This window comes from Nonomuraea sp. CX421 (assembly GCF_059358955.1).
Genome location: NZ_JCADBK010000010.1, coordinates 32335 through 53899, shown reverse-complemented (window position 1 = coordinate 53899; position 21565 = coordinate 32335). Strand labels below are relative to the sequence as shown.

22 protein-coding genes are annotated in these 21565 nt (G+C 72.1%); 13 read left to right on the top strand and 9 right to left on the bottom strand.

The window, feature by feature from the left end:
* The first annotated feature begins 46 nt into the window (after window positions 1-46).
* From AC5L3X_RS19650 to AC5L3X_RS19635, 4 genes are all read left to right on the top strand, one after another.
* On the top strand, window positions 47-2350 hold the full coding sequence (locus AC5L3X_RS19650) for a phosphoketolase family protein (protein ID WP_494858611.1): 2304 nt from the start codon (window positions 47-49) through the stop codon (window positions 2348-2350).
* Window positions 2326-3495: an acetate/propionate family kinase gene (locus AC5L3X_RS19645; protein ID WP_494858610.1), complete on the top strand. Its 1170-nt coding sequence runs from the start codon at window positions 2326-2328 to the stop codon at window positions 3493-3495. Before AC5L3X_RS19650 ends, AC5L3X_RS19645 begins: the two co-directional genes overlap by 25 nt.
* Before the next feature lie 170 nt (window positions 3496-3665).
* Window positions 3666-4148 (top strand): cation:proton antiporter regulatory subunit, encoded by a 483-nt coding sequence (locus tag AC5L3X_RS19640; RefSeq protein ID WP_358472246.1) that lies wholly within the window; start codon window positions 3666-3668, stop codon window positions 4146-4148.
* Between the two features lie 65 nt (window positions 4149-4213).
* Complete coding sequence (locus AC5L3X_RS19635; protein ID WP_494858608.1) at window positions 4214-5317, top strand: cation:proton antiporter; 1104 nt, start codon at window positions 4214-4216, stop codon at window positions 5315-5317.
* A 57-nt stretch (window positions 5318-5374) separates the two neighbouring features.
* On the opposite strand, the gene AC5L3X_RS19630 is transcribed toward AC5L3X_RS19635, so the two are convergent.
* On the bottom strand, window positions 5375-6229 hold the full coding sequence (locus AC5L3X_RS19630; protein ID WP_189122990.1) for a helix-turn-helix domain-containing protein: 855 nt from the start codon (window positions 6227-6229) through the stop codon (window positions 5375-5377).
* 148 nt (window positions 6230-6377) lie between these two features.
* Between AC5L3X_RS19630 and AC5L3X_RS19625 the strand changes: the two genes are divergently transcribed.
* On the top strand, window positions 6378-6977 hold the full coding sequence (locus tag AC5L3X_RS19625) for an NADPH-dependent FMN reductase (protein WP_494858606.1): 600 nt from the start codon (window positions 6378-6380) through the stop codon (window positions 6975-6977).
* 61 nt (window positions 6978-7038) lie between these two features.
* Entirely contained in the window at window positions 7039-8451 is a 1413-nt protein-coding gene (locus AC5L3X_RS19620; RefSeq protein WP_494858604.1) for a dihydrolipoyl dehydrogenase family protein, read from the top strand.
* Between the two features lie 5 nt (window positions 8452-8456).
* Here the strand turns inward: AC5L3X_RS19620 and AC5L3X_RS19615 are convergent, their stop codons facing one another.
* Window positions 8457-9131 (bottom strand): DedA family protein, encoded by a 675-nt coding sequence (locus AC5L3X_RS19615; RefSeq protein WP_494858602.1) that lies wholly within the window; start codon window positions 9129-9131, stop codon window positions 8457-8459.
* A 155-nt stretch (window positions 9132-9286) separates the two neighbouring features.
* Window positions 9287-10225, bottom strand: a complete 939-nt coding sequence (locus tag AC5L3X_RS19610; RefSeq protein ID WP_494858853.1) for a fatty acid desaturase family protein — start codon at window positions 10223-10225, stop codon at window positions 9287-9289.
* A gap of 326 nt (window positions 10226-10551) precedes the next feature.
* Between AC5L3X_RS19610 and AC5L3X_RS19605 the strand changes: the two genes are divergently transcribed.
* The 4 genes from AC5L3X_RS19605 to AC5L3X_RS19590 all read left to right on the top strand — a co-directional run bounded on the left by AC5L3X_RS19605 (window position 10552) and on the right by AC5L3X_RS19590 (window position 13578).
* A complete protein-coding gene (locus AC5L3X_RS19605; RefSeq protein ID WP_494858600.1) occupies window positions 10552-10995 on the top strand; it encodes a CBS domain-containing protein in 444 nt (147 codons plus the stop codon).
* Window positions 10996-11182: 187 nt separating this feature from the next.
* Window positions 11183-12529, top strand: coding sequence for a TrkH family potassium uptake protein (locus AC5L3X_RS19600; RefSeq protein WP_494858598.1), 1347 nt, complete (start codon window positions 11183-11185; stop codon window positions 12527-12529).
* Window positions 12522-13181 carry a potassium channel family protein gene (locus tag AC5L3X_RS19595; protein ID WP_494858596.1) on the top strand — a complete coding sequence of 220 codons (660 nt, stop codon included), beginning with the start codon at window positions 12522-12524 and terminating at the stop codon, window positions 13179-13181. Before AC5L3X_RS19600 ends, AC5L3X_RS19595 begins: the two co-directional genes overlap by 8 nt.
* A gap of 109 nt (window positions 13182-13290) precedes the next feature.
* Window positions 13291-13578: a HesB/IscA family protein gene (locus AC5L3X_RS19590; RefSeq protein WP_189122996.1), complete on the top strand. Its 288-nt coding sequence runs from the start codon at window positions 13291-13293 to the stop codon at window positions 13576-13578.
* A gap of 64 nt (window positions 13579-13642) precedes the next feature.
* On the opposite strand, the gene AC5L3X_RS19585 is transcribed toward AC5L3X_RS19590, so the two are convergent.
* The gene (locus tag AC5L3X_RS19585; protein ID WP_189122997.1) at window positions 13643-14623 is read right to left on the bottom strand and encodes an acetylxylan esterase; all 981 of its coding nucleotides are present in this window, start codon (window positions 14621-14623) and stop codon (window positions 13643-13645) included.
* Window positions 14624-14727: 104 nt separating this feature from the next.
* Between AC5L3X_RS19585 and AC5L3X_RS19580 the strand changes: the two genes are divergently transcribed.
* The gene (locus AC5L3X_RS19580) at window positions 14728-15003 is read left to right on the top strand and encodes a hypothetical protein (RefSeq protein WP_494858593.1); all 276 of its coding nucleotides are present in this window, start codon (window positions 14728-14730) and stop codon (window positions 15001-15003) included.
* Between the two features lie 39 nt (window positions 15004-15042).
* Complete coding sequence (locus AC5L3X_RS19575; protein WP_494858591.1) at window positions 15043-16380, top strand: alpha/beta fold hydrolase; 1338 nt, start codon at window positions 15043-15045, stop codon at window positions 16378-16380.
* Window positions 16381-16510: 130 nt separating this feature from the next.
* Here the strand turns inward: AC5L3X_RS19575 and AC5L3X_RS19570 are convergent, their stop codons facing one another.
* Window positions 16511-16960 carry a GlcG/HbpS family heme-binding protein gene (locus AC5L3X_RS19570; protein ID WP_494858589.1) on the bottom strand — a complete coding sequence of 150 codons (450 nt, stop codon included), beginning with the start codon at window positions 16958-16960 and terminating at the stop codon, window positions 16511-16513.
* A 211-nt stretch (window positions 16961-17171) separates the two neighbouring features.
* Here AC5L3X_RS19570 and AC5L3X_RS19565 point away from each other — a divergent pair, with 211 nt between their 5' ends.
* Window positions 17172-18905, top strand: a complete 1734-nt coding sequence (locus AC5L3X_RS19565) for a PucR family transcriptional regulator (RefSeq protein ID WP_494858587.1) — start codon at window positions 17172-17174, stop codon at window positions 18903-18905.
* Between the two features lie 51 nt (window positions 18906-18956).
* On the opposite strand, the gene AC5L3X_RS19560 is transcribed toward AC5L3X_RS19565, so the two are convergent.
* The 4 genes from AC5L3X_RS19560 to AC5L3X_RS19545 are packed head-to-tail and all read right to left on the bottom strand — an operon-like array spanning window position 18957 to window position 21556.
* Window positions 18957-19331 carry a Rieske (2Fe-2S) protein gene (locus tag AC5L3X_RS19560; protein WP_494858585.1) on the bottom strand — a complete coding sequence of 125 codons (375 nt, stop codon included), beginning with the start codon at window positions 19329-19331 and terminating at the stop codon, window positions 18957-18959.
* A 13-nt stretch (window positions 19332-19344) separates the two neighbouring features.
* Window positions 19345-20541, bottom strand: coding sequence for an NAD(P)/FAD-dependent oxidoreductase (locus AC5L3X_RS19555; RefSeq protein WP_494858583.1), 1197 nt, complete (start codon window positions 20539-20541; stop codon window positions 19345-19347).
* A complete protein-coding gene (locus AC5L3X_RS19550) occupies window positions 20538-20864 on the bottom strand; it encodes a Rieske (2Fe-2S) protein (RefSeq protein WP_494858581.1) in 327 nt (108 codons plus the stop codon). The genes AC5L3X_RS19555 and AC5L3X_RS19550 overlap by 4 nt, the downstream gene beginning before the upstream one ends.
* A complete protein-coding gene (locus AC5L3X_RS19545; RefSeq protein WP_494858579.1) occupies window positions 20861-21556 on the bottom strand; it encodes an iron-containing redox enzyme family protein in 696 nt (231 codons plus the stop codon). The genes AC5L3X_RS19550 and AC5L3X_RS19545 overlap by 4 nt, the downstream gene beginning before the upstream one ends.
* Window positions 21557-21565: the final 9 nt, after the last annotated feature.

Genomic DNA, 21565 nt, shown 5'->3' with positions numbered 1-21565 from the left:
GCGATCTAATCCGGTTGAGCCGCCAGTTTGGAGGAATCAGCTAGTCATGGATCAAATCGACGCTTTCTGGCGTGCGGCGAACTACCTGTCGGTAGGCCAGATCTACCTGCTCGACAACCCGCTGCTGACCGAACCCCTCCGGCCCGAGCACGTCAAGCCACGTCTGCTCGGCCACTGGGGCACCACGCCGGGGCTCAACTTCTGCTTCGCCCACCTGAACCGGCTCATCAAGGAGCACGACCAGGACATGATCTACGTCGTCGGGCCAGGGCACGGCGGCCCGGCGGCCGTGGCGCTGTCCTGGCTGGAGGGCTCCTATTCGGAGAAGTACCCGAACGTGTCGCGGGACGAGGAGGGCATGCGGCGGCTCTTCCGCCAGTTCTCCTTTCCCGGCGGCATTCCGAGCCACGTCGCGCCCGAGACGCCGGGCTCCATCAACGAGGGCGGCGAGCTGGGCTACAGCCTCGCCCACGCGTTCGGCGCGGCGTTCGACAACCCCGACCTGATGGTGGCGTGCGTCATCGGCGACGGAGAGGCGGAGACCGGCCCGCTGGCCGCCAGCTGGCACTCCAACAAGCTGCTCAACCGCCGGCGCGACGGCGTGGTGCTGCCGATCCTGCACCTCAACGGATACAAGATCGCCAATCCCACCATCCTGGCCAGGATTCCACTGGAAGAGTTGATCAAACTCATGGAGGGGTACGGCTACCGGCCTCACCTCGTGGGCCCGGACCACCTGGAGATGGCGACCACGCTCGACCAGGCCCATTCCGAGATCGCCGCCTACAAGGCCGGCAAGGCCGACCGGCTGCCGATGATCATTCTTCGGACGCCGAAGGGCTGGACCGGGCCCCGCGAGGTCGACGGCCTGCCCGTCGAGGGGACGTGGCGCTCGCACCAGGTGCCGCTCACCGACGTACGGAACCGGCCGGACCGGCTGGCCCAGCTGGAGGAGTGGATGCGCTCCTACCGGCCGGAGGAGCTGTTCGACGCCGACGGCCGCCCGGTGCCCGAGATCCTGCGGTCGGTGCCGGTGGGTCCGCTCCGGATGAGCGCCAACCCGCACGCCAACGGCGGCGAGCTGCTGCAGCCGTTGCGGCTGCCCGACTTCCGGTCGTACGCGGTGGAGGTGAAGGCGCCGGCCGTCCAGTCGACCGAGCCGACCCGGGTGCTGGGCGGGCTGCTGCGCGACGTCATCGCCGCCAATCCGTCGATCTTCCGGCTCATGGGGCCCGACGAGACCGCCTCCAACCGGCTCTCGGACGTCTTCTCGGTCACCGACCGGGCGTGGGACGCGGCCATCGAGCCGACCGACGAGCACCTGGCCCCGGGCGGGCAGGTCATGGAGGTCTTGAGCGAGCACCTGTGCCAGGGCTGGCTGGAGGGCTACCTGCTGACCGGGCGGCACGGCCTGTTCAACTGCTATGAGGCGTTCATCCATATCGTCGACTCGATGTTCAACCAGCACGCCAAGTGGCTGGAGTCGTCGCGGAAGATCCCGTGGCGGCTGCCGGTGGCCTCGCTCAACTATCTGCTGTCCTCGCACGTCTGGCGGCAGGACCACAACGGCTTCAGCCACCAGGACCCGGGCTTCCTGGACGTGGTGGTCAACAAGAAGGCCGAGGTCGTGCGGGTCTACCTGCCGCCGGACGCCAACACGCTGCTCTCGGTGGGAGACCACTGCCTGCGCTCGCGCGACTACGTGAACGTGATCGTGGCGGGCAAGCAGCCGGTGCTCGACCTGTTCACCATGGACGAGGCCATCGCCCACTGCACCCGGGGGCTGGGCATCCTGCCGTGGGCCTCGACCGACGCCGGGACCGATCCGGACGTGGTGCTGGCGTGCGCCGGCGACGTGCCCACCCTGGAGACGCTCGCCGCCGCCGCGCTGCTGCGCGAGTACCTGCCGCAGCTGAGGGTCCGGGTGGTCAACGTGGTCGACCTGATGCGCCTGCAGCCGCACTCGGAGCACCCGCACGGCATGTCGGACGCCGAGTTCGACACGCTGTTCACCGCCGACCGGCCGGTGGTCTTCAACTTCCACGGCTACCCGTCGCTGATCCACCAGCTCACCTACCGCCGCAACGGGCACCCCAACCTGCACGTGCGCGGCTACAAGGAGGAGGGCACCACGACGACGCCGTTCGACATGGTCATGCTCAACGACATCGACCGCTTCCACCTGGTCATGGACGTGATCGACCGTGTTCCCGGCCTCGGCAGCACCCAGGCCCACCTGCGCCAGCACATGATGGACTCCCGGCTGCGGGCGCGCGCCTACACCCGTGAGCACGGCGAGGACCTTCCGGAGATCAGTGGATGGACATGGCCGAACGCATTCTCGTCGTGAACACCGGCTCCTCCTCGATCAAGTACGAGCTGATCGACGTCGAGACCCGGGGCCGTCCGGCCCGGGGCCTGGTCGAGCGGATCGGGGAGGAGCGAGGCCGGCTCACGCACCACTGCGGCGACGATCCGCCGTACGAGAGGGAGGGGCGTTTCCCCGGGCACGCCGAGGGGCTGGCCGCGGTGCTGAAGGCGTTCGCCGAGGCGGGGCCTGAGCTCGACCCCGTGGCGGTGGGGCACCGGGTGGTCCACGGCGGCACCCTGTTCCGGGAGCCGGTGCTGGTCGACGATCGCGTGATCGCCCAGATCGAGGAGCTCGCGCCGCTCGCGCCGCTGCACAACCCGGTGAACCTGGTCGGGATCCGGGTGGCGCAGGACGCCTTCCCGGGGGTGCCGCAGGTGGCGGTGTTCGACACCGCCTTCCACCACACCCTGCCGCCGGCCGCGTACACGTACGCGGTCCCGGAGGAGTGGGGGGTGCGGCGGTTCGGCTTCCACGGCACGTCCTGCGCGTACGTGTCGGAGCGGGCGGCGGCGATGCTGGGGCGCGAACCGGAGCGCCTCAGCATGATCGTGCTGCACCTGGGCAACGGCGCGAGCGCCACCGCGATCGCGGGAGGCCGCAGCGTGGACACCTCCATGGGGCTGACGCCCCTGGAGGGCCTCGTCATGGGCAGCCGCTCGGGCGACGTCGACCCCGCCCTGCCCGGCTATCTGCAACGGGTGACCGGGATGGACGCCGAGGCCACCGAGCAGGCGCTGACCCGCCGCGGCGGCCTGCTGGCGCTCGCCGGCCACTCCGACATGCGGGAGGTACGGCGGCGCGCGGCCGGCGGCGACGAGCGGGCGCGCCTCGCCCTGGACGTCTACACGCACCGGATCCGCAAGTACGTGGGCGCCTACTACGCGCTGCTCGGCCAGGTGGACGCGATCGTCTTCACCGGCGGCGTGGGCGAGCACGACGCCGCCACCCGGGCCGCCTCGACGCGGGGCCTGGAGCGGCTCGGCATCAGCGTGGACCCGGTGCTCAACCAGGCCGAGTCCACCGGCGAACGCGCTGTGTCGCCCCCGGGCTCCGAGGTGGCAGTGCTCGTCGTCCCGACCGACGAGGAGTGGGAGATCGCCCGCCAGACACTGACCCTCTTGTGAACCGCTTTCTCACGAAGTATGACGACATCAAGTGAAATAGTCGGGCGGTCCCGGCAATGGGCCTACCATCTGTGCGTTGCCCGGAGATCTGGTTCCCCGACGGAACGGACAGATCTCCCAAACTGCTAAAGTAACCGCGAAATGCGTAAAACGGGTGGGTGGGATAGACGGTGGAGGTCGAGCAGACGGCGTTGCCCGGCATCGGGTTGCGTCACGAGTTCACTACGCGGTCAGGCCAGCGGATCGGTGTCATCTCACACCGAACCGGACGACGGGATCTGGTCATCTATGACAGCGAAGATCCTGACCGAGTGTGCGACTCGGTCAAGCTCAACGACGAAGAGGCCGACGCGCTGGCCGAGCTCCTCGGCGCTCCGCGCATCGTGCAGCGCCTCAACGCGCTCCACGAGCAGGTGGAGGGTCTGGTGAGCCTGCAGATCCCGATCCCGTCCGGCTCCCCGTACGTGGGTCGTCCGATGGCTGACGCGCGCGTACGGACGCGCACCAGCGCCTCCATCGTGGCGGTGGTGCGCAGCGGGCGGGTCTTCGCCAGCCCCGCCCCCGACTTCGTGTTCGACGAGAACGACGTCGTCGTCGTCGTGGGCAGCGCGGACAGCACCTCCGAGGTGACCGACATCCTGGCGCACGGGTAGGGCCGCGGGTGCACCATACCGCCATCCTTTTCCTCGAATTCGGTGCTGTTCTCCTGGGACTGGGCGTGCTCGGCGCGCTCGCGCTGCGCGTCGGCATCTCGCCCATCCCGCTCTACCTGATCGCCGGCCTCGCCTTCGGCACCGGCGGAGTGCTCCCGCTGGCCACCAGCGAGGATTTCATCTCCGTCGGCGCCGAGATCGGCGTCGTGCTGCTGCTGCTCACGCTCGGCCTGGAGTACAACGCCGACGAGCTCGTGGCGAGCCTCAAGGGCAACGCCCCCGCCGGCCTGGTGGACTTAGTGCTCAACGCCGCGCCCGGCGCCATCTGCGCGCTGCTGCTCGGCTGGGGGCCGGTCGCCGCGGTGGCGATGGCCGGCGTCACCTATGCCACCTCCTCCGGCATCACCGCCAAAGTGCTGTCGGATCTGGGGTGGATCGGTAACCGCGAAACACCGACCGTCCTGTCGTTGCTGGTCTTCGAGGACCTGACGATGGCGGTCTACCTGCCGGTGCTGACCGCCATGCTGGCCGGACTGAGCCTGGCCGCCGGGGCCGTCACGGTGGCGATCGCGCTGGCCACGGTGAGCGCGGTCCTGCTCATCGCGCTGCGCTTCGGCAAATGGATCGAGGCGTTCGTCTCCAGTCCCAACAACGAGGTGCTGCTGCTGAAGATCGTCGGGCTCGCGCTGCTGGTGGCCGGGCTGGCGCAGCAGCTGCAGGTCTCGGCGGCGGTCGGCGCCTTCCTGGTCGGCATCGCGCTGTCGGGGCAGCTGGCCCACGACGCGCAGGCGCTGCTGGCGCCGCTGCGCGACCTGTTCGCCGCGGTGTTCTTCGTCTTCTTCGGCCTGCAGACCGATCCCACGAAAATGCTCCCGGTGGCCGGCCTGGCCGCGCTGCTGGCCCTGATCAGCATGATCACCAAGCTGCTGACCGGCGCGTACGCGGCCCGCAGGGCGGGCATCGCGACGGCCGGCCGGGCCCGCGCGGGCATCGCGCTCATCCCGCGCGGTGAGTTCAACATCGTCATCGCCGGCCTGGCCGTGGCCGCCGGCGTGCATCCCGACCTGGGACCGCTGGCCGCCACGTACGTCCTCATCCTGGCGGCGTTCGGACCGCTCGCGGCCAAGCTCGTGCAGCCGCTGATCACGGCCATCGCCAAACGCGCCTGACCGGCCGCCGTCCCGGCCCCGCCCGCGCGCCCCACGCCGCGGGCGGGAGAGCCCGGCTCAGTCGTTCACCGCGCGCAGGCCGCCGGGACGGCGGCCGGACAGCCGGTCGAGCGCGAGCGCGGTCGCGTCGTCGGCCGGAAGGTAGACGACCAGGCGCTGCCCGTCCTTCACCGGCAGCTCCAACGTCTCGTAGGCCAGGCGCAACTCCCCCGCCTCGGGGTGTGTCAGCCGCTCGACCCCGGTGGGTGACGGCGGCCCGGCCGGTGCGGCCAGACGGTCGGCGAACGGGGCGCCCGCGACGACGGTCAGCTCGTCGGCGAGGTGCGACACGTGCGGGTCGTCGCGCGACGACTCGAGTTTGAGCACGGCCACCAGCTCGTCGGCGACACGCTCCCAGTCGGGGTAGACGGCCCGCGCGCGGGAGTCGGTGAACACGAACCTGACCAGGCTCGGCGGGTCACCGTCGAGCAGGCCGAGGGGGGCCGCCAGGCGTTCGTAGCCGGACGTGCGGGCGAGCACCTCACCGAGCCGGTTGAGCAGCAGAGCCGGTGCGGGCTCCAGGCGGTCGAGCAGCGCCCGCACCGTCGGCCGCACCGAGCGGGCGGGCGGCACACCGGCCGGGCAGAGGACGCCGCCGTCGGCCCCCTTACTCAGGCGGCGCAGATGGATCCGCTCCTCCGGGTCCAGACGCAGCACGTCGGCGAGCGCCCCGAGGACCTGCACGGACGGGTGACGGTCGCGGCCCTGCTCCAGCCGCGCCAGGTACTCGACGCTCACCCCGGCCAGCGTCGCCAGCTCGGACCGGCGCAACCCCGGCGTGCGCCGCCGGGCACCGGCGGGCAGCCCGACGTCGGCGGGGGTGACGGCTTCGCGGCGGGCGCGCAGGTAGGCGCCCAGCTCGTTGATGGTCACACATGGACACTACCGGCCGCCTCGTCCGGGATGGTGGCCCTGACAGTGCCCGTCCCGGCCCGGCCTTCCCGCACCTCGCCGAGCACCGCCAGCCTGATCGCAGCGGCGCCCGACCGGCGGGCGCCGGCGAGATCGACGGGAGTTCGGCATGTCCGATCAGAATCTCAAGCTCGTGGTGGTGCTCGGCAGCGTCAGGGAGGGCCGGTTCGGCCCGATGATCGCCGAGTGGTTCACCGGCGAGGTCCGGCGGCACGCCCGGTTCGACCTCGACGTCCTCGACCTGGCCGAGGTCGCCCTGCCGGCCGCGCTGCCCGCCGACCCCGACGTCCTGAAGGTCGCCGGCAGGCGCCCGGCCGAGCTGACCGCCCTCGCCGGACGGCTGGCCGGGGCCGACGCCTTCGTCGTGGTCACGCCGGAGTACAACCACAGCTACCCCGCCTCGATCAAGCACCTGATCGACTGGCACTTCACCGAGTGGCAGGCCAAGCCGGTGGGCTTCGTCTCCTACGGCGGCATGGGCGGAGGGCTGCGGGCGGTGGAGCACCTGCGCGGGGTGTTCGCGGAGATGCACGCGGTGACCGTGCGGAACACCGTGAGCTTCGACCAGCCCTGGGAGCGCTTCGGCGCCGACGGCGGGCCGGTGGACCCCGACGGGCCCGGCGGCGCGGCCAAGGAGCTGCTCGACCAGCTCGGCTGGTGGGGCTCCGTGCTGCACGACGCGCGGCTCGCCACTCCCTACACCCATTGAACGGGACCGCCGCCCCGCCGGTCGTGAAAGGCTGACGGCAGGACTGACAGGGGAGGCCGACGTGGGCGACGAGTTCGATGTGATCGTGGTGGGCGCCGGTCCCGCCGGTGAGAACGTGGCGGATCGGGTGGTGCGGGGCGGGCTCACGGCGGCCGTCGTGGAGCCGCGGCTGGCCGGCGGCGAGTGCTCCTACTGGGCGTGCGTGCCCAGCAAGGCGCTGCTGCGCCCGGTCGATCTGGTCGCCGAGGCCGGGCGGGTGCCCGGCCTGTCGATGGGGCCCGTCGACGTGAGCGCGGTGCTGGCCCGGCGCGACGAGGCGGTGTCCCACTACGACGACGCCGGCCAGGTCCGGTGGATCGAGGGCGTGCCCGCCGAGTTCGTCCGCGGGCGCGGGCGGCTCGACGGCGCCCGGCGCGTGCGGGTGAGCGCGCCGGACGGCTCCGAGCGGGTGCTGACCGCCCGGCACGCCGTGGTCCTGGCGACGGGCAGCACGGCCGCGGTGCCGCCGGTGCCGGGGCTGCGCGAGGCCGCCCCCTGGACGAGTCACGAGGTCACCGCGGCCACCTCGGTGCCCGAACGGCTGACCGTCATCGGCGGCGGCGTGGTGGCCTGCGAGATGGCCCAGGCCATGCACGGCCTCGGCGCGCGGCAGACGACCGTGCTGGTGCGCGGCGACCGGCTGCTCGACCGGATGGAGCCGTTCGCCAGCGAGTTGCTCGCCGAGTCGTTCGCCGACGCGGGCATCGAGGTGCGGACCCACACCGAGGCGGTCCGGGTGGAGCGGCCGGAGCCGGGCGGCAAGGTGACCGTGCACCTGCCGGACGGCCCGCCGATCGAGTCCGACGAGCTGCTGGTGGCGACCGGCCGCGTCCCCGCGACGATCGGGATCGGCCTGGAGACGATCGGCCTGCCCGGCAAGGGCACGGTCGAGGTGGACGACAGCATGCGGGCGACCGCCGTCGAGGACGGCTGGCTCTACGCGGTCGGCGACGTCAACGGGCGCGCGCTACTGACGCACATGGGCAAGTACCAGGCGCGGCTCTGCGGCGACGTCATCGCCGCGCGGGCCAAGGGCGAGCGCGACGACCTGCCGTCCCTGCGTGACACGGCCGACGCGTACGGGCCGCCGCAGGTGGTGTTCACCGACCCGCAGATCTGCGCGGTGGGGCGCACCGAGGCCGCGGCCCGCGCGGCGGGCTTCCAGGTGCGCGCGGTCGAGTACGACCTGGGCTCGGTCACGGGCGCCTACCTCCTCGGCGACGGCTACCGGGGGCGGGCCAAGATGGTGGTGGACGAGGAGCGGCGGGTGCCGCTCGGGGTGACGTTCGCCGGGCCGGGCGTGGCCGAGCTGCTGCACTCGGCGACGATCGCGGTGACCGGCGAGGTGCCGCTGGACCGGCTCTGGCACGCGGTCCCGGCCTTCCCGACGGTCAGCGAGGTGTGGCTGCGGCTGCTGGAGGCGTACGGGCTCTGAGCGGGTCAGTCCTCGCGGCTCCCGGCGACGTGGCGGCTCTTCCTGCTCTTGCGGCTCTCGGCGACGCGGCGGCCGACGAAGATCAGCAGGCCGAGCACGACCAGCACGAGCACCACTCTGGTGGCGCCGCCCACGTAGGTCTGCACCAGCGACCACTGATCGCCGAGCAGATAGCCGGCCAGCACCAGCACGGTGTTCCAGATGAGGCTGCCCAGGGCGGTGAGCAGGGCGAAGCCGGCCAGCGGCATGCGCTCCAGACCGGCCGGGATGGAGATCACGCTGCGGAAGCCGGGGACCATGCGGCCCAGGAAGACGGTCCTGCGCCCGTGGCGGGCGAACCAGTCCTCGGCCTTCTCCACGTCGGCGGGCTTCAGCAGCGGGATCTTGGCGGTCAGGGCGAGGATGCGCCGCCGGCCGAGCAGCGCCCCGACGCCGTACAGGACGAGCGCTCCGGCCAGCGAGCCGAGCGTGGTCCAGACCAGCACCTCCCACAGGGCCATCTCCCCCCGTGCGGCGGCGAATCCCGCCAGCGGCAGGATGATCTCGCTGGGCAGCGGCGGGAACAGGTTCTCCAGCGCGACGAGGAGCCCGGCGCCGGGCGCCCCGAGCGACTCCATGAGCCCGACCGCCCAGCCCGCGATGCCGTCAGGGGTCGTGGATGGGTTCATGGCTGTCGTCAACGCCGCTCCTGAGGGTCTCGCGGTGGCCGGAAGTGGACTTCTAACCGCTGCGCGCCGTTGTATGCGTGGGCCTCTGTATGCGTGGCCCTCTGTATGCGTGGCCCTCTGTATGCGTGGCCGTCTGTATGCGTGGCCGTAGCCCACGGCGGGCGAGATCAGCGGCGCAGGGGCTCTCCCACCGCGTGCAGGTGGCGCAGGGCCTGGCCCCATGAGGCGAGCAGCCCGCACTCGGTGTAGTTCACGCCCAGCGCCGCGCAGTGCTCCCGCACGAGGGGCCGTGCCCGGCGCAGGTTGACGCTCGGCATGCTCGGGAACAGGTGGTGCTCGATCTGGTGGTTGAGCCCGCCCAGGGCGGTGTCGACCAGGAGTCCTCCGGTCACGTTGCGGGAGGTGAGGACCTGGCGACGGAGGAAGTCGAGCCGGTCGCCGGCGGTGAGCACCGGCATGCCCTTGTGGTTGGGCGCGAACACGCATCCGAGGTAGACGCCGAAGAGCGCCTGGTGCACGATCATGAACACCACCGCCTTGCCCAGCGGCAGCATCGCGAGGATCCCGCCGAGATAGAGGGCGAAGTGGGCGAACAACAGCAGCGCCTCGGCCCACCGGTTCCGCAGGGTGGGGCGGCGCAGCCCGCGTACGCTCGACACGTGCAGGTTGACGGCCTCCAGCGTGAGCAGCGGGAAGAACAGGAACGCCTGGCGGCGGCCGATGAACCTGGCCAGGCCACCGCTGGCCTCGGCCTGCCTCACCGACCAGACGAGCACCTCGGGCGAGACGTCGGGGTCGTGGTCCTCGTGGTTGGGGTTGGCGTGGTGGCGGGTGTGCTTGTCCTGCCACCAGCCGTAGCCGAGGCCGATGCCGAGGTTGCCGACCAGCAGACCGGCCGTCGCGCTCGCCCGGCGGGTGCGGAAAACCTGGCCGTGCGCCAGGTCGTGGGCCAGCAGCGCGACCTGCCCGGACATCACGGCCAGGAAGAAGGCGACCGCGAGCTGCCACCAGGAGTCGCCGATCAGGGCGAAGGCGACCCACCCCCCGGCGAACAGGCCGCCCACGACGGCCATCCGCGCCGCGTAGTAGCCAGGCCGGCGCTCCAGCAGGCCCGCCTCGGCGACACGCCGCGACAACCGCGCGAAGTCGCTTCCCCTCTCGTCACGTTCGGCAGGAGGGCTCAGGGCTCTCACAAATGTCACGGTTCCTCCGATGCGGGGTGGTGGGTGGTAGGCCCCAGCATGGTCGCTCAGCGGAGGAACCGGAGCCCTGCGCGCACCCCGGCCCATGGTAGGGCCAGCCATACCATCCGGATCGTCCTGGAATGGCCCGTCCATCCGCTGACCGGGGGATAATGCCGGTTGTGAGCCGATAGGTTGGCCCGGGCGCCGGGAAGCTGGGTCGGTGTTCGTTCACCTCGGGAGGACCCCCCATGCGTGCCATCGACCTCGTCACCGAGTTCCCCACCGTCACGGTCGACACCCCGGTGATCGACGCGGCTCGGCTGCTGGCCGACCAGGACCTGCCCGGCCTGATCGTGGTCGACGAGCGGGGCCGGCCGCTGAGCATCCTGCCGGGCACCCAGGTGCTGCGACTGGCCGTCCCCACCTACTGCATGGACGATCCCGCGCTGGCCCGCGTGGTCGACGAGGCGCACGCCGACCTGTTCCTGCGCTCCCTGGCCCACCGGACCGTGCGCGAGGCGCTGCCGGACAAGCCGCGCGAGCTGCCCGTGAGCGGGCCGGACGCCACGGTGCTGGAGCTCGCGGCGCTGATGGCGCGTACGCACAGCCCTCTGGTCGCCGTGGTCGAGGACGGCTCGGTGCGCGGGGCCGTGACCCTGCAGGCGCTGGTGGATCGCCTGGTCCGGGACTGAGGGAGCTCCCGCGCGGCGGAGAGGCAGATCACATATGCCGTCAACGCGACATGCCTGTTACGGTAGGCCACTGCGCCGGGGAAGCCGGTCGGCAGATCATCGGTGTCGCGTGGGACTTCGGAGGCGTTCGTGACTCTCCTTGCCAGTGCTGAAGTCGTGTGACGGCTTGTCCGGAAGACCGCGCCGGGTGAGGTCATCTCGCCTCCTGTCACGTTTCCACCATCCCACCCAGGTCATCGTGACCGGGTTCGGCGCCGCCGTGCTGCTGGGCACGCTGCTGCTGGCGCTGCCGGTGGCCACCACGACGGGTGAGTCCGCGGGCTGGCTGACCGCGCTGTTCACCGCCACGTCCGCCGTGTGCGTGACCGGCCTGGTGATCGTGGACACCGAGGCGCACTGGTCGATGTTCGGCGAGATCGTCATCGCCGGGCTGTTCCAGGCCGGTGGCCTGGGCATCATGACTCTGGCCACCGTCTTCGCCGTGCTGGTCGCGGGCCGGCTCGGGCTGCGGGCCCGGCTCGCGGCGCAGGCCGAGACGCGCACGCTGAGCATGTCGGACGTGCGCCAGGTGCTGCGCAAGGTGCTGGTGTTCAGCCTGGTGTGCGAGAGCGTGACCGCAGTGGTGCTCACCGTCCGGTTCGTGACCGGGTACGGCGAGCCGCTCGGCCGCGCCGCCTACCTCGGGGCCTTTCACGCGGTGTCGGCGTTCAACAACGCCGGGTTCGCCCTGTGGCCCGACAGCCTGATGCGGTTCGTCGCGGACCCGTGGATCTGCCTGACGATCGCGGCGGCCGTGATCGTCGGCGGGCTCGGCTTCCCCGTGGTGTTCGAGCTGGCCAGGTCGTGGCGGCGGCCCAGCCGCTGGTCGGTGCTGACCCGGATCACGGTGACCGTCACCGTGATCCTGATCGGCTCGGGCACGCTGGTGTTCCTCGGCGCCGAGTGGCACAACCCCAGAACGCTCGGGCCGCTCGACGACGGCGGCCGGCTGCTCGCCGCCTTCTTCGCCTCCGTCATGCCCCGTACGGCCGGCTTCAACAGCCTCGACATCACCGCGATGACCCCGTCCAGCTGGCTGGCCACGGACGTGCTGATGTTCATCGGGGGCGGCAGCGCGGGCTCGGCCGGCGGGATCAAGGTGACCACGTTCGGGCTGCTGGCGTTCGTCATCTGGGCCGAGCTGCGGGGCGAGAACCGGGTCAACGTCGGTCATCGCCGCGTCCCCGAGTCGGCCCAGCGCCAGGCGTTGTCGATCGCCGCGATCAGCGTGATCCTGGTGGCGGTGTCGACCTACGTGCTGCTCGTGCTGACCCCGCACAGCCTGGACCAGGTGCTGTTCGAGGTGATCGCGGCGTTCAGCACGGCGGGCCTGTCCACCGGCGTCACCGCCGAGTTGTCGCCGGCCGGGCACGTCCTGCTGCTGTTGCTCATGTTCGTGGGCCGGATCGGCCCGCTCACGCTCGGCTCCGCGCTGGCGTTGAAGGAGCGTCAGCGCCGCTACGAACTACCCGAGGAGCGGATCATCGTTGGCTGACAAGAGAAGCGATCCGGTCGTGGTGATCGGGATGGGCAGGTTCGGCACCTCGCTGGCGCTGGAGCTTTCCCGGCACGGCACCGAGGTGCTGGCCATCGACCATCGTCCCAAGGTGGTGCAGTCGCTGGCGGGGCAGATCACGCAGATCGCCGTCGCCGACGCCACCGACATGGAGGTGCTGCGCCAGCTCGGCGTGCCCGACTTCTACCGCGCGGTCGTGGCCATCGGCGGCGACCTGGAGGCCAGCATCCTCACCGCGTCGCTGCTGGTGGAGCTGGAGATCGACGACATCTGGGCCAAGGCGGTCAGCAAGCAGCACGGCCGCATCCTCAGCCGCATCGGCGCCCACCACGTGGTGCTCCCCGAGCACGACATGGGCGAGCGGGTGGCGCACCTGGTGAGCGGGCGGATGCTCGACTACATGCAGGTCGACGCCAACTTCGCGCTGGCCAAGACGCGGCCGCCGAAGGACTACGTGGGCGCCCCGCTGGGTGAGTCCAACCTGCGCCGCAAGCACGGCATCACCGTCGTCGCGGTCAAGAGCCCCGACGAGGAGTTCACCTACGCCACGGCCGAGACGGAGCTCACGTACAACGACGTCATCATCGTGTCCGGCCGCACCGAGGACGTGGAACGCTTCGCCGAGCTGTAGGTCCTGCCCCCACGGGGATCCGGAAAGAAATCCGACCACAGATGGTTGGGTCCCCCTGAGGCGGGAAGGGCAGGCAATTCATGTACGTCGACCGTGAGGAGGAGCCGTAGTGCTCACCCTGACCGCCAACGCAGCCCAGGCCATCCGTGACCTGACCGCGTCCGCACCTGAGCCTGAGCAGGGCGGCATCCGCATCTCGTCGCAGGGAGAGGGCTCGGGTTCGCTCACCCTTTCGCTGGCGACGCAGCCGGAGCCCGCCGACGAAGTGGTCGAGACCGAAGGCGCCCGCGTCTATCTCGACCCTGTGGCCGCCACCGTCCTGGAGGACAAGTCCCTGGACGCCGGCGCCGACGACAAGGGGGCCGTGTCCTTCCTGGTGACCGACCAGAACGTCTGACCGCCGATCGCCGGGCCCGGTGCGGCGGGGGGCCGTGCCGGGCCGGCGGCGACCGGCTTTCGGATCAGCCGTCCGCGAGCAGCTCGCGCAGATGGCGGAGCTGCTTCTCGCGCTGGAATCCCGCCCCGCCCTCGTGGCCGTTCCACGGCCAGACCGTGATCTCCTTCGGCCCCTGCCAGTGGTTGTAGGCGCCGAAGACCGTCGACGGCGGGCACACGTCGTCCATCAGCGCCACCGAGTACAACGCGGGCACCCGGCCTCGGGCGGCGAAGTTGAGCCCGTCGAAGTAGGCCAGCGTGGCGAACACCCGCTCGGCGCCGTCCCTGCGCGAGGCCAGGAACCGCACGATCTCCTGGTACGGGTCGCGATCGGTGATCTCGACGGCCCGCCTGAAATCGGTCAGGAAGGGCACGTCGATGAGCGCCCCCTTGACCGAGGGGCGCAGCGCGGCCGTGGCCTGCGCGATGCCGCCACCCTGGCTGCCGCCCGACACCACGATGCGCGCCGCGTCGACGGCCGGATGCGCGGCGGCCGCGTCGACCGCCCGGACCGCGTCGGTGAAGACCCGCCGGTAGTAGTAGGTCTCGGGGTCGAGGATGCCGCGGGTCATCATGCCCGGCGCCTGGGCGTGGTCGCCGCCGTGGGGGTCGCCCGTCACGCCGGGATGCTGCGGGCTGGCGCCGCCGTGACCGCGCGTCTCCATGACGAACACCGCGTAGCCCGCGGCCGGCCAGAGCAGGTGGTCGTGCGGGAAGCCGCGGCCGCCGCTGTAGCCGATGTAGTGCATGACGCAGGGCAGCGGCCGATCGGCGCCGCGCGGGGTCAGGAACCAGCCGTTGACGCGGTGGCCGCCCCATCCGGCGAACGACACGTCGTACACGTCGACCGCGGCCAGCGGCAGGTCGTACGGGGTGAACGTGGCGGCCAGGTCGAATTCGCCCGCCTCGGCCAGGGTGCGTGACCAGAAGGCATCGAAGTCGGCGGGCTCGTCCCGTTCGGGACGGTAGGAACGGAGCCGCTCGATCGGCAGGTCGAAAAGCGCCACGACAAACTCCCAATCAGTAGATGAATTGCTGATATTTCATCGCATGTCCGGGGCAGGTGCCATCCGGTGCTCTGAGGCGCCCGTTCGTGGGTAGGTGCGGCGGAATGAACGATCAAGTGGTGCAGATCCTCCATCCCCGGCTCCACTCCGACCTGGTCATGGAGGTCCCGTCGGATCCCGGCGACTTCCTGCTGCTGTTCACCGACGGCTCCGAGTCCCGCGCGTCGGTGGTCGCCGACCAGAGCGGCCGGCCGACGCTCAAGGCCGGCGCGTACATGACGCCCGACGGCGGAGTGGTCGACGCGTGCGTGTGGAGCGTGCGGGAGACCGTGCGGCGGGGCGGGCGGGTCACCCTGCGGCTGGGCCGCCCGCTGACGTGATATCCCCCCTCGGGGAGAGCTTTGTACTAGTTTCGCCGTGTGCGTGTTCTCGCCCGGTGGGTCGTCCGGCTGCTGACCGGGCTCGGGGTGCTGGCGCTGGCGCCGGTCCTGGGCCTGGCGGCGCTGGCTGGGACGGCGATGCTCGGCACCGGCCCGGACGTCTTCGCGGCGGCCGGGCTGGCCGTGTTCGGCGCGGTGTTCTTCGTCGGCCTGCTGCGCTGCGTGCCGCGGCCCCAGGTCGCCTGGGGGCGCTGGGCGCGCGCCGGGGCCGTCCTGGCCGTGGAGGCGCTGGTGGTCTGGCAGGTCACGTCCGCCCTCATCCACCCTCCCCCGCCGGACGCCGCGCCGTCCCGGGTGTCCGGGCAGAAGGAGTGGCGGCTGGACACGGGGTCCCGGCTGGCGTACGTGCGGGTGGCGCCCAAGCGGGTGACCCGGGCCGAGCCGGTCGTGTTCCTGCACGGCGGCCCCGGGCGGGCCGACCTGGCCCGCGACTCGGCCTTCTACGGCGGGCTCGCCGCCGACGGCTACCAGGTGTACGTCTACGACCAGCTCGGAGCCGGCCGGTCGGCGCGGCTGGCCGACCCGCGAGGCTACGGCCTGGAGCGTGACACGGCCGACCTGGAGGCGGCCCGCCGTGTCATCGGGGCCGAGCGGCTCGTCCTGATCGGCCACGGCCACGGGGCCCGGCTCGCCGCCGCCTACCTGGCCGCGCATCCGGACCGGGTGAGCCGGGTGGTCCTCACCGACCCGGCGAGCCTCGACTCCTCCGCCGCCGACCGGGCCACCGCCCTGTTCGGCCCGGCCGGGTCCGGGGCGCCCTCGACGCGCATGCTCGCCGTCTACACGCTGCTGCGCGTCGATCCGGCCGCTGCGCACGCCTTCGCGGGGGACGACGAGCTGGACGCCCGGCTTCCCCGGCCCGCCGGTCCGCCCTGTCGCGCCGCCTCACCGGCACCTCGGGGATCGCGCCCGACGGCGACTCCGGCGCCGCCCGCGACCGCGCGCCCGGCCGCGCGCCCGTCTTCGGCCCCGTCTTCGGCCCCGTCTTCGGATTCGCCCTCGTCTTCGGCCTCGCCGCCGCCCGGCGAGCTCGGTGGGTACGCGCACCTGGCCGCGCGGCCCCTGCCCCGGGGCGTGCGGCCGGGTCTCGCCGGGCTGTCCGTGCCCGCCCTGGTCGTCAAGGGCGGCTGCGACGAGCAGAACTGGTCGTCGGCCGTGGACTACCGGAAGGCGCTGCCCGGCGCGCGGCTCGTCCACCTGGAAGCGGCCGGCCGGGACCGGCCGTACCTGAACGTCCTGCGATCGTTCCTGAGGGGCGAGCCGGTGCGGGAGTACACCGCCGACACCCCGCCGCCCGGCTATCGCGGCCCGCACTGACCGAGCCCGCCCGGACCGGACCCGCACCGCCCGGACCCGCACCGCCCGGACCCGCACCGCCCGGACCCGCACCGCCCGGACCCGCACTGATCAGACCACTGACCAGACCCGCACCGGCCGGGAGCCCGGGTCAGCCGGCGGAGGTGGCGATCTTCTCCTGGAAGGCGCGCAGGGCGGCGGCGCCGACCGCCTTGTCCTGATCGCCATTGCCCCCGCTCACCCCGATCGCGCCCACGATCTGGCCTTCGTGCACGATCGGGAAGCCGCCCACGAAGACCGCGAACTTGCCGGGATGCATGTGGGCGATCCCGAAGGCCTCGTTGCCCGGGAGCGCGGGCCCGTCCGGAGGCTCGTTGAAGCGGTGGGTGGCCCGCTGGTGTCCCGCCGCCGTGAACGCCTTGGCGATCGCGATCTCCACGCCGGTCAGCCGGGCACCGGTCATCCGGTGCAGCGCGATCGGATGGGCGCCGTCGTCGGCGACGCAGATGGTCTGCAGCACGCCGATCCGCCGAGCCTCCTGCTCGGCCGCTTCGAGCATCACGAGGGCGTCTTCGAGCGTCAACCGGTGTACGAGATGCATGATCCCTCCAAGGAACGGCAAGCGAGCGCGCACGGCTCTAGCCCAATTGGCCGGAAATAATCGGCTATTGCGCTAGAAAACGGGAGAAAGCAAACTGTGGAGAACTCCTTCCCGCTGCGAGACGGGACCTCCTACACCCCGTCAGTCTCCGAGCGACCCTGACCTCGATCAATGGACAGAATGCCGAACCAGCGGGACAGGATTTGGGCACATGGCACATCAGCAGCACAACGGTCACGGCATCGACTGCAACGGACGGATTCCCCTGCGAGAGCTCCTGACGGAGCCCCTGCTGCGCGGCAGGCTGCTCGGAGGTGAGGCGGGGCTGGACCGGGCCGCCTCCTGGTGCCTGCCGTTGTCGGAGCTGGGGGCGCACGACGACCTCTCCGGCGTGGCGGTGCACCTGCCGGCCTCGGCGCTGGTCTGCTCCGAGGAGGCCCACCGCCTGGTCGCGGCCCTCGCCAGGCGCGACGCGGCGGCGCTGCTCGCCTGGCCGTCGCCGGAGGAGCCGGAGCCCGACCTGGCGGCCGCGGCCGGGGCCGCGGACGAGGCCGGGGTGCCGCTGCTGCTCCTCGGCGCGACCGCCGACTACCGGGCCGTCGGCCGGCTCGTCGGCCAGAAGGCCCTGGCCCAGGCCACCCATGTGCTGGAGTACAGCACCCGGGTGCACCGGGCGCTGGCCGAGGTGCTCTCCCGCGGCTCGGGGATCCCCGCCATGGCCAGGGCCATCTCCGGGCTCTCGCGCGGGCCGGTGATCGTGCTCGACGCCGACGGCGAGACCCAGGCGTACGCCGGCTTCGACTCCCCCGGCCTCGACCCGTGCGAGATCGCCGAACTGCTGGCGGAGCGGTTACCGGAGCTCCGCGCCGACGGCACCGCCGCCGACGTCGTGGAGCTGGACCTGCCGCCGCGCCCGACCCGGGTGCTGATCGCGCCCATCGTGGTCGGCGGCGACCTGTACGGCAGGCTGGTCCTGGTCGAACCCCGCACCCCGCCCGACGAGCACGACCTGGCCCAGCACCGGGTGGTGGCCGAACACGGCGCGACGCTGACCGGCTCGGAGATGCTGCGGCAGCGCTCGGTCCGGGCGGCCGAGGAACGGGCCCGCGGCGACTTCGTCGACTCGCTGGTGCACGGGCGCTTCACCGACCCGCACGCGCTGGCGGCCCGCGCCCGGCACCACGGCTTCGACGTCGCGGGCCGCTACGCCGTGCACGCCGTGACGGCCGCCGCGCTGGTCCCGACGGGCCGGCGCGACCAGCGGCGGGCGGCGACCGTGACGCGCGTCGCGCAGGGCGTCGAGCCGTCGGGCAACCGGTGGACCCTGGCGGCGGCGGTCGGCACCGTCATCGTCGTCATCAGGCAGGTGCCGGAGGGTGACCCGCTGAAGGAGCAGCGCGCGGTCACCCAGTTCGCGCAGCAGCTGCACCGTACGCTCGCCCCGCACCTGGGCGACGACCTGCGGATCACGTCGGGCCGGCCGGGCGAGGGCGCGGCCGGTGTGGCGGCCAGCTACTACGAGGCGCGGGTGGCGATGGGCCTGGCCAGGCACGCCGGCGCGGCGCCGGTGTGCGGCTACGACGACCTGCGCATCTACGCCGCGCTCAAGGACGTGGCCGCGAGCACCGAGGGGCAGGCGTTCGCGCGGGAGATCCTGGAGTCGCTGCGCCGGGTGCACAGCCAGACCGGCGACCTGGAGCAGGTGGTGATCGCCTACATCAAGTCGGCGGGCAACCTGAACGCCGCGGCCCGCACGCTCAAGCTGCACCGCAACACCATGCTGTACAAGCTGGACCGCGCGTCGCGGGCGCTGCGCATGGACATCAGGTCGGCCGACGCCCAGTTCATGGTCTGGCTCGCGCACCACATCGACACCCTGGCGACGGTCACCGGCGCCCTCACCGAGGAGCTCGCCCCGCCCGCCGAGGACGTCCTCGTCCCCTGACCGGGCTCCCGATCGTACCTCTGATCGGGAGCCCGACCGGGGACTCGGCCGTCAGCCCGGCACCCCGCTCTGGCGGCGGCGGGGCCGGCCGCCGGTGGCGTCCGGCGGGACCCGGACGAAGATCTCGCCGTCCGTCTCCCGGACGGCGTACACCCTGATGGGACGGGTGGCCGGCGGCTGGATCGGCTCGCCCGACTCGTAGTCGAACACGCTGCCGTGGCAGGAGCAGAGCAGCCCGTCCTCGGTGGCGTGGCCGGAGGAGAGCAGGCAGTCGAGGTGGGTGCAGTAGTTGGACATGGCGTGCACGCGCCCGTCCCAGCGCGCCACCGCGATCTCGACCTCCCCCACGTGGAAGCGCCGTACGATCCCGTCGGGCACCTGCCCGGACCGGGCCACCCGCTGGTAGTCGTCGTCCCGCTGGTCCATGGTCGTCCTCCACTCACAACAGGTCGGTCAGGTCCGTGTCCTCGTCGGCCAGCACGCGCGGGTCGGGCGCGGCGCGGGCGGCGATGAGCTGCCTGGCCACGGCCACCTCGCCGCCCCGTTCCATGCCGAACGCGGCTTCGAGCCGGCCCTCGCGCAGGTAGAAGGCGGCGAAGTCGAGCTCGCCGGCCGAGCCGCGGATCACGATCTCGTCCCAGCGGTCGGCGTGGCCGGCGTACTGCAGGTTGCGGTCGAACTGGTCGGACCAGAACCAGTGCGGCGCGGTGTAGGGCGTGGCCTGGCCGAGCAGGTTCCGGGCGGCGGCCACGCCGTGCGCGCTGGCGTGGTCGAAGTGCTCCACCCGGACGTGCCTGCCGTACAGCGGGTGGTAGTGCCTGGCCACGTCGCCCGCCGCGTAGACACCCGCCACGCCGGTGCGGCAGTGCTCGTCCACCAGCACGCCGTCGTCGAGCGCGAACCCGGACAGCGCCTCGGTGTTGGGCACCGTCCCGGCGCCGACGACGACCACGTCACCCTCGACGGTCTGGCCCGTGCCGGTGGTCACGACGGCGCCCTGACCGGTCTCGGTGTAGCCGGTGACGGTCACCCCGGTGCGCAGGTCCACGCCGGAGGCGCGCTGCAGCGCCGCGCACGCCCGCCCGGCCTCGTCGCCGAGGACCCGCCGGAGCGGGGTGGGCAGGCATTCGAGGACGGTCACCTCGGCGCCCCTGGCCAGGGCGGTGGAGGCGACCTCCGATCCGATGAAGCCGGCGCCCACGACGACCACGCGGGCGCCGGGTTTCAGGTCGTCGCGGAGCCGGTCGGAGTCGGCCACCGTGCGCAGGTACCTGACCCGCTCCCCCTCGACTCCGGGGAGCCTGCGCGGCCTGCCGCCGGTGGCGATGAGCAGCGCGTCGGCGGTCAGGACCGCGCCGCCGGCCAGCCGTACCTCTCGGCCCCGTACGGTCTCGGCTCGGACGCCGAGCCGCAGCTCCACGTCGTTGGCCGCGCACCAGGCGGGGTCGAGCAGGGTCAGCTCGCCGGGCTCGGCCTCGCCGGCCAGGTACTCCTTGGACAGCGGCGGCCGCTGGTAGGGCGGGGCGTGTTCCTCGCCCACGAGCAGCACGCCCCCGTCGTAGCCGCGGCGGCGCAGCGTCCGGATGGCGACGGCGGCGCTCTGACCGCCGCCCACCACGATCAGCGACCGGATCACCGGGCCTCCTCGGCGACCCTCGGGCGGGGATCGACGTACACGGCGTCGTCCTCGACCCGCACCTGGTAGACGGGCTGGCAGGGCTCCTGGCCGTCGGCCCGGCCGGTGGCCGGGTCGAAGGACCACTGGTGGCCGGGGCAGATGATCCGGCCGTTGAGCACGGTGCCCCGGGTCAGCGATCGCTGCTTGTGCACGCACACGTCCCGCAGGGCGTAGACGGTCTCGCCGATGAGGAACAGGCCGATCTGCTGGTCACCGACGGACACCAGCTTGCGCCGGCGCCTGGCCAGCTCCCTCACCGAGGCGACCTCGACCCAGGTCATGACGCTTTGACGTAGTGGTCGTACAGGCCCTGGGTGTAGGAGTAGCGCATCTCCGCGCCCCACCGGCACATCTTCAGGCAGCGTTGCTGCAGCTCGGGGGTGTCGGCGTGGTCGAGCACGATCTGGTAGCCGCGCTCGCCGTGCACCTCGTCGGAGGTGATGTGCAGGTCGAAGAACTCGATCTCGTCCTCGGTGAACCCGTACACCTCGCGCAGCGGCACGATCTGCTTGCGGTAGATGCTCGGCACCTGCGACTCCAGCCCGACCACGAGCGCGGCCGTGGCGACCACGAAGTGCTCGCGCATGGAGACCGCGTAGCACCACGACTGCAGGCCGCGGGTGACGGGGTTCATGTTGTCGGGGTCCTCGACGCGCTCCCGGGTGGTGCCGCACGCCTCGGCGAACTTGATCAGCAGGTCGGTGTGCCGGATGTCGGCGAGCTCCTCCTCGTACATGTTCTGCAGGGTGAAGTCCTTGGCGCCGGTGTACTCGTCGGGGGTGTTGGCGTAGACGTAGGCGAGGTAGTCGGCGAACGGGCCCACGTAGTGGTAGTGGTTCTCGGCCCAGCGGGCGAAGTGCTCGCGCTTGAGCTTGCCGTCGGCCCAGGCCTGGCTGAAGCTGGCGTTGGCGGCCTGGCGGCCCTTGATGGCGTCCTGGAGTGCCTGGCGGAACTCATCCTTTGACAGCAGCATGTCCGGCTC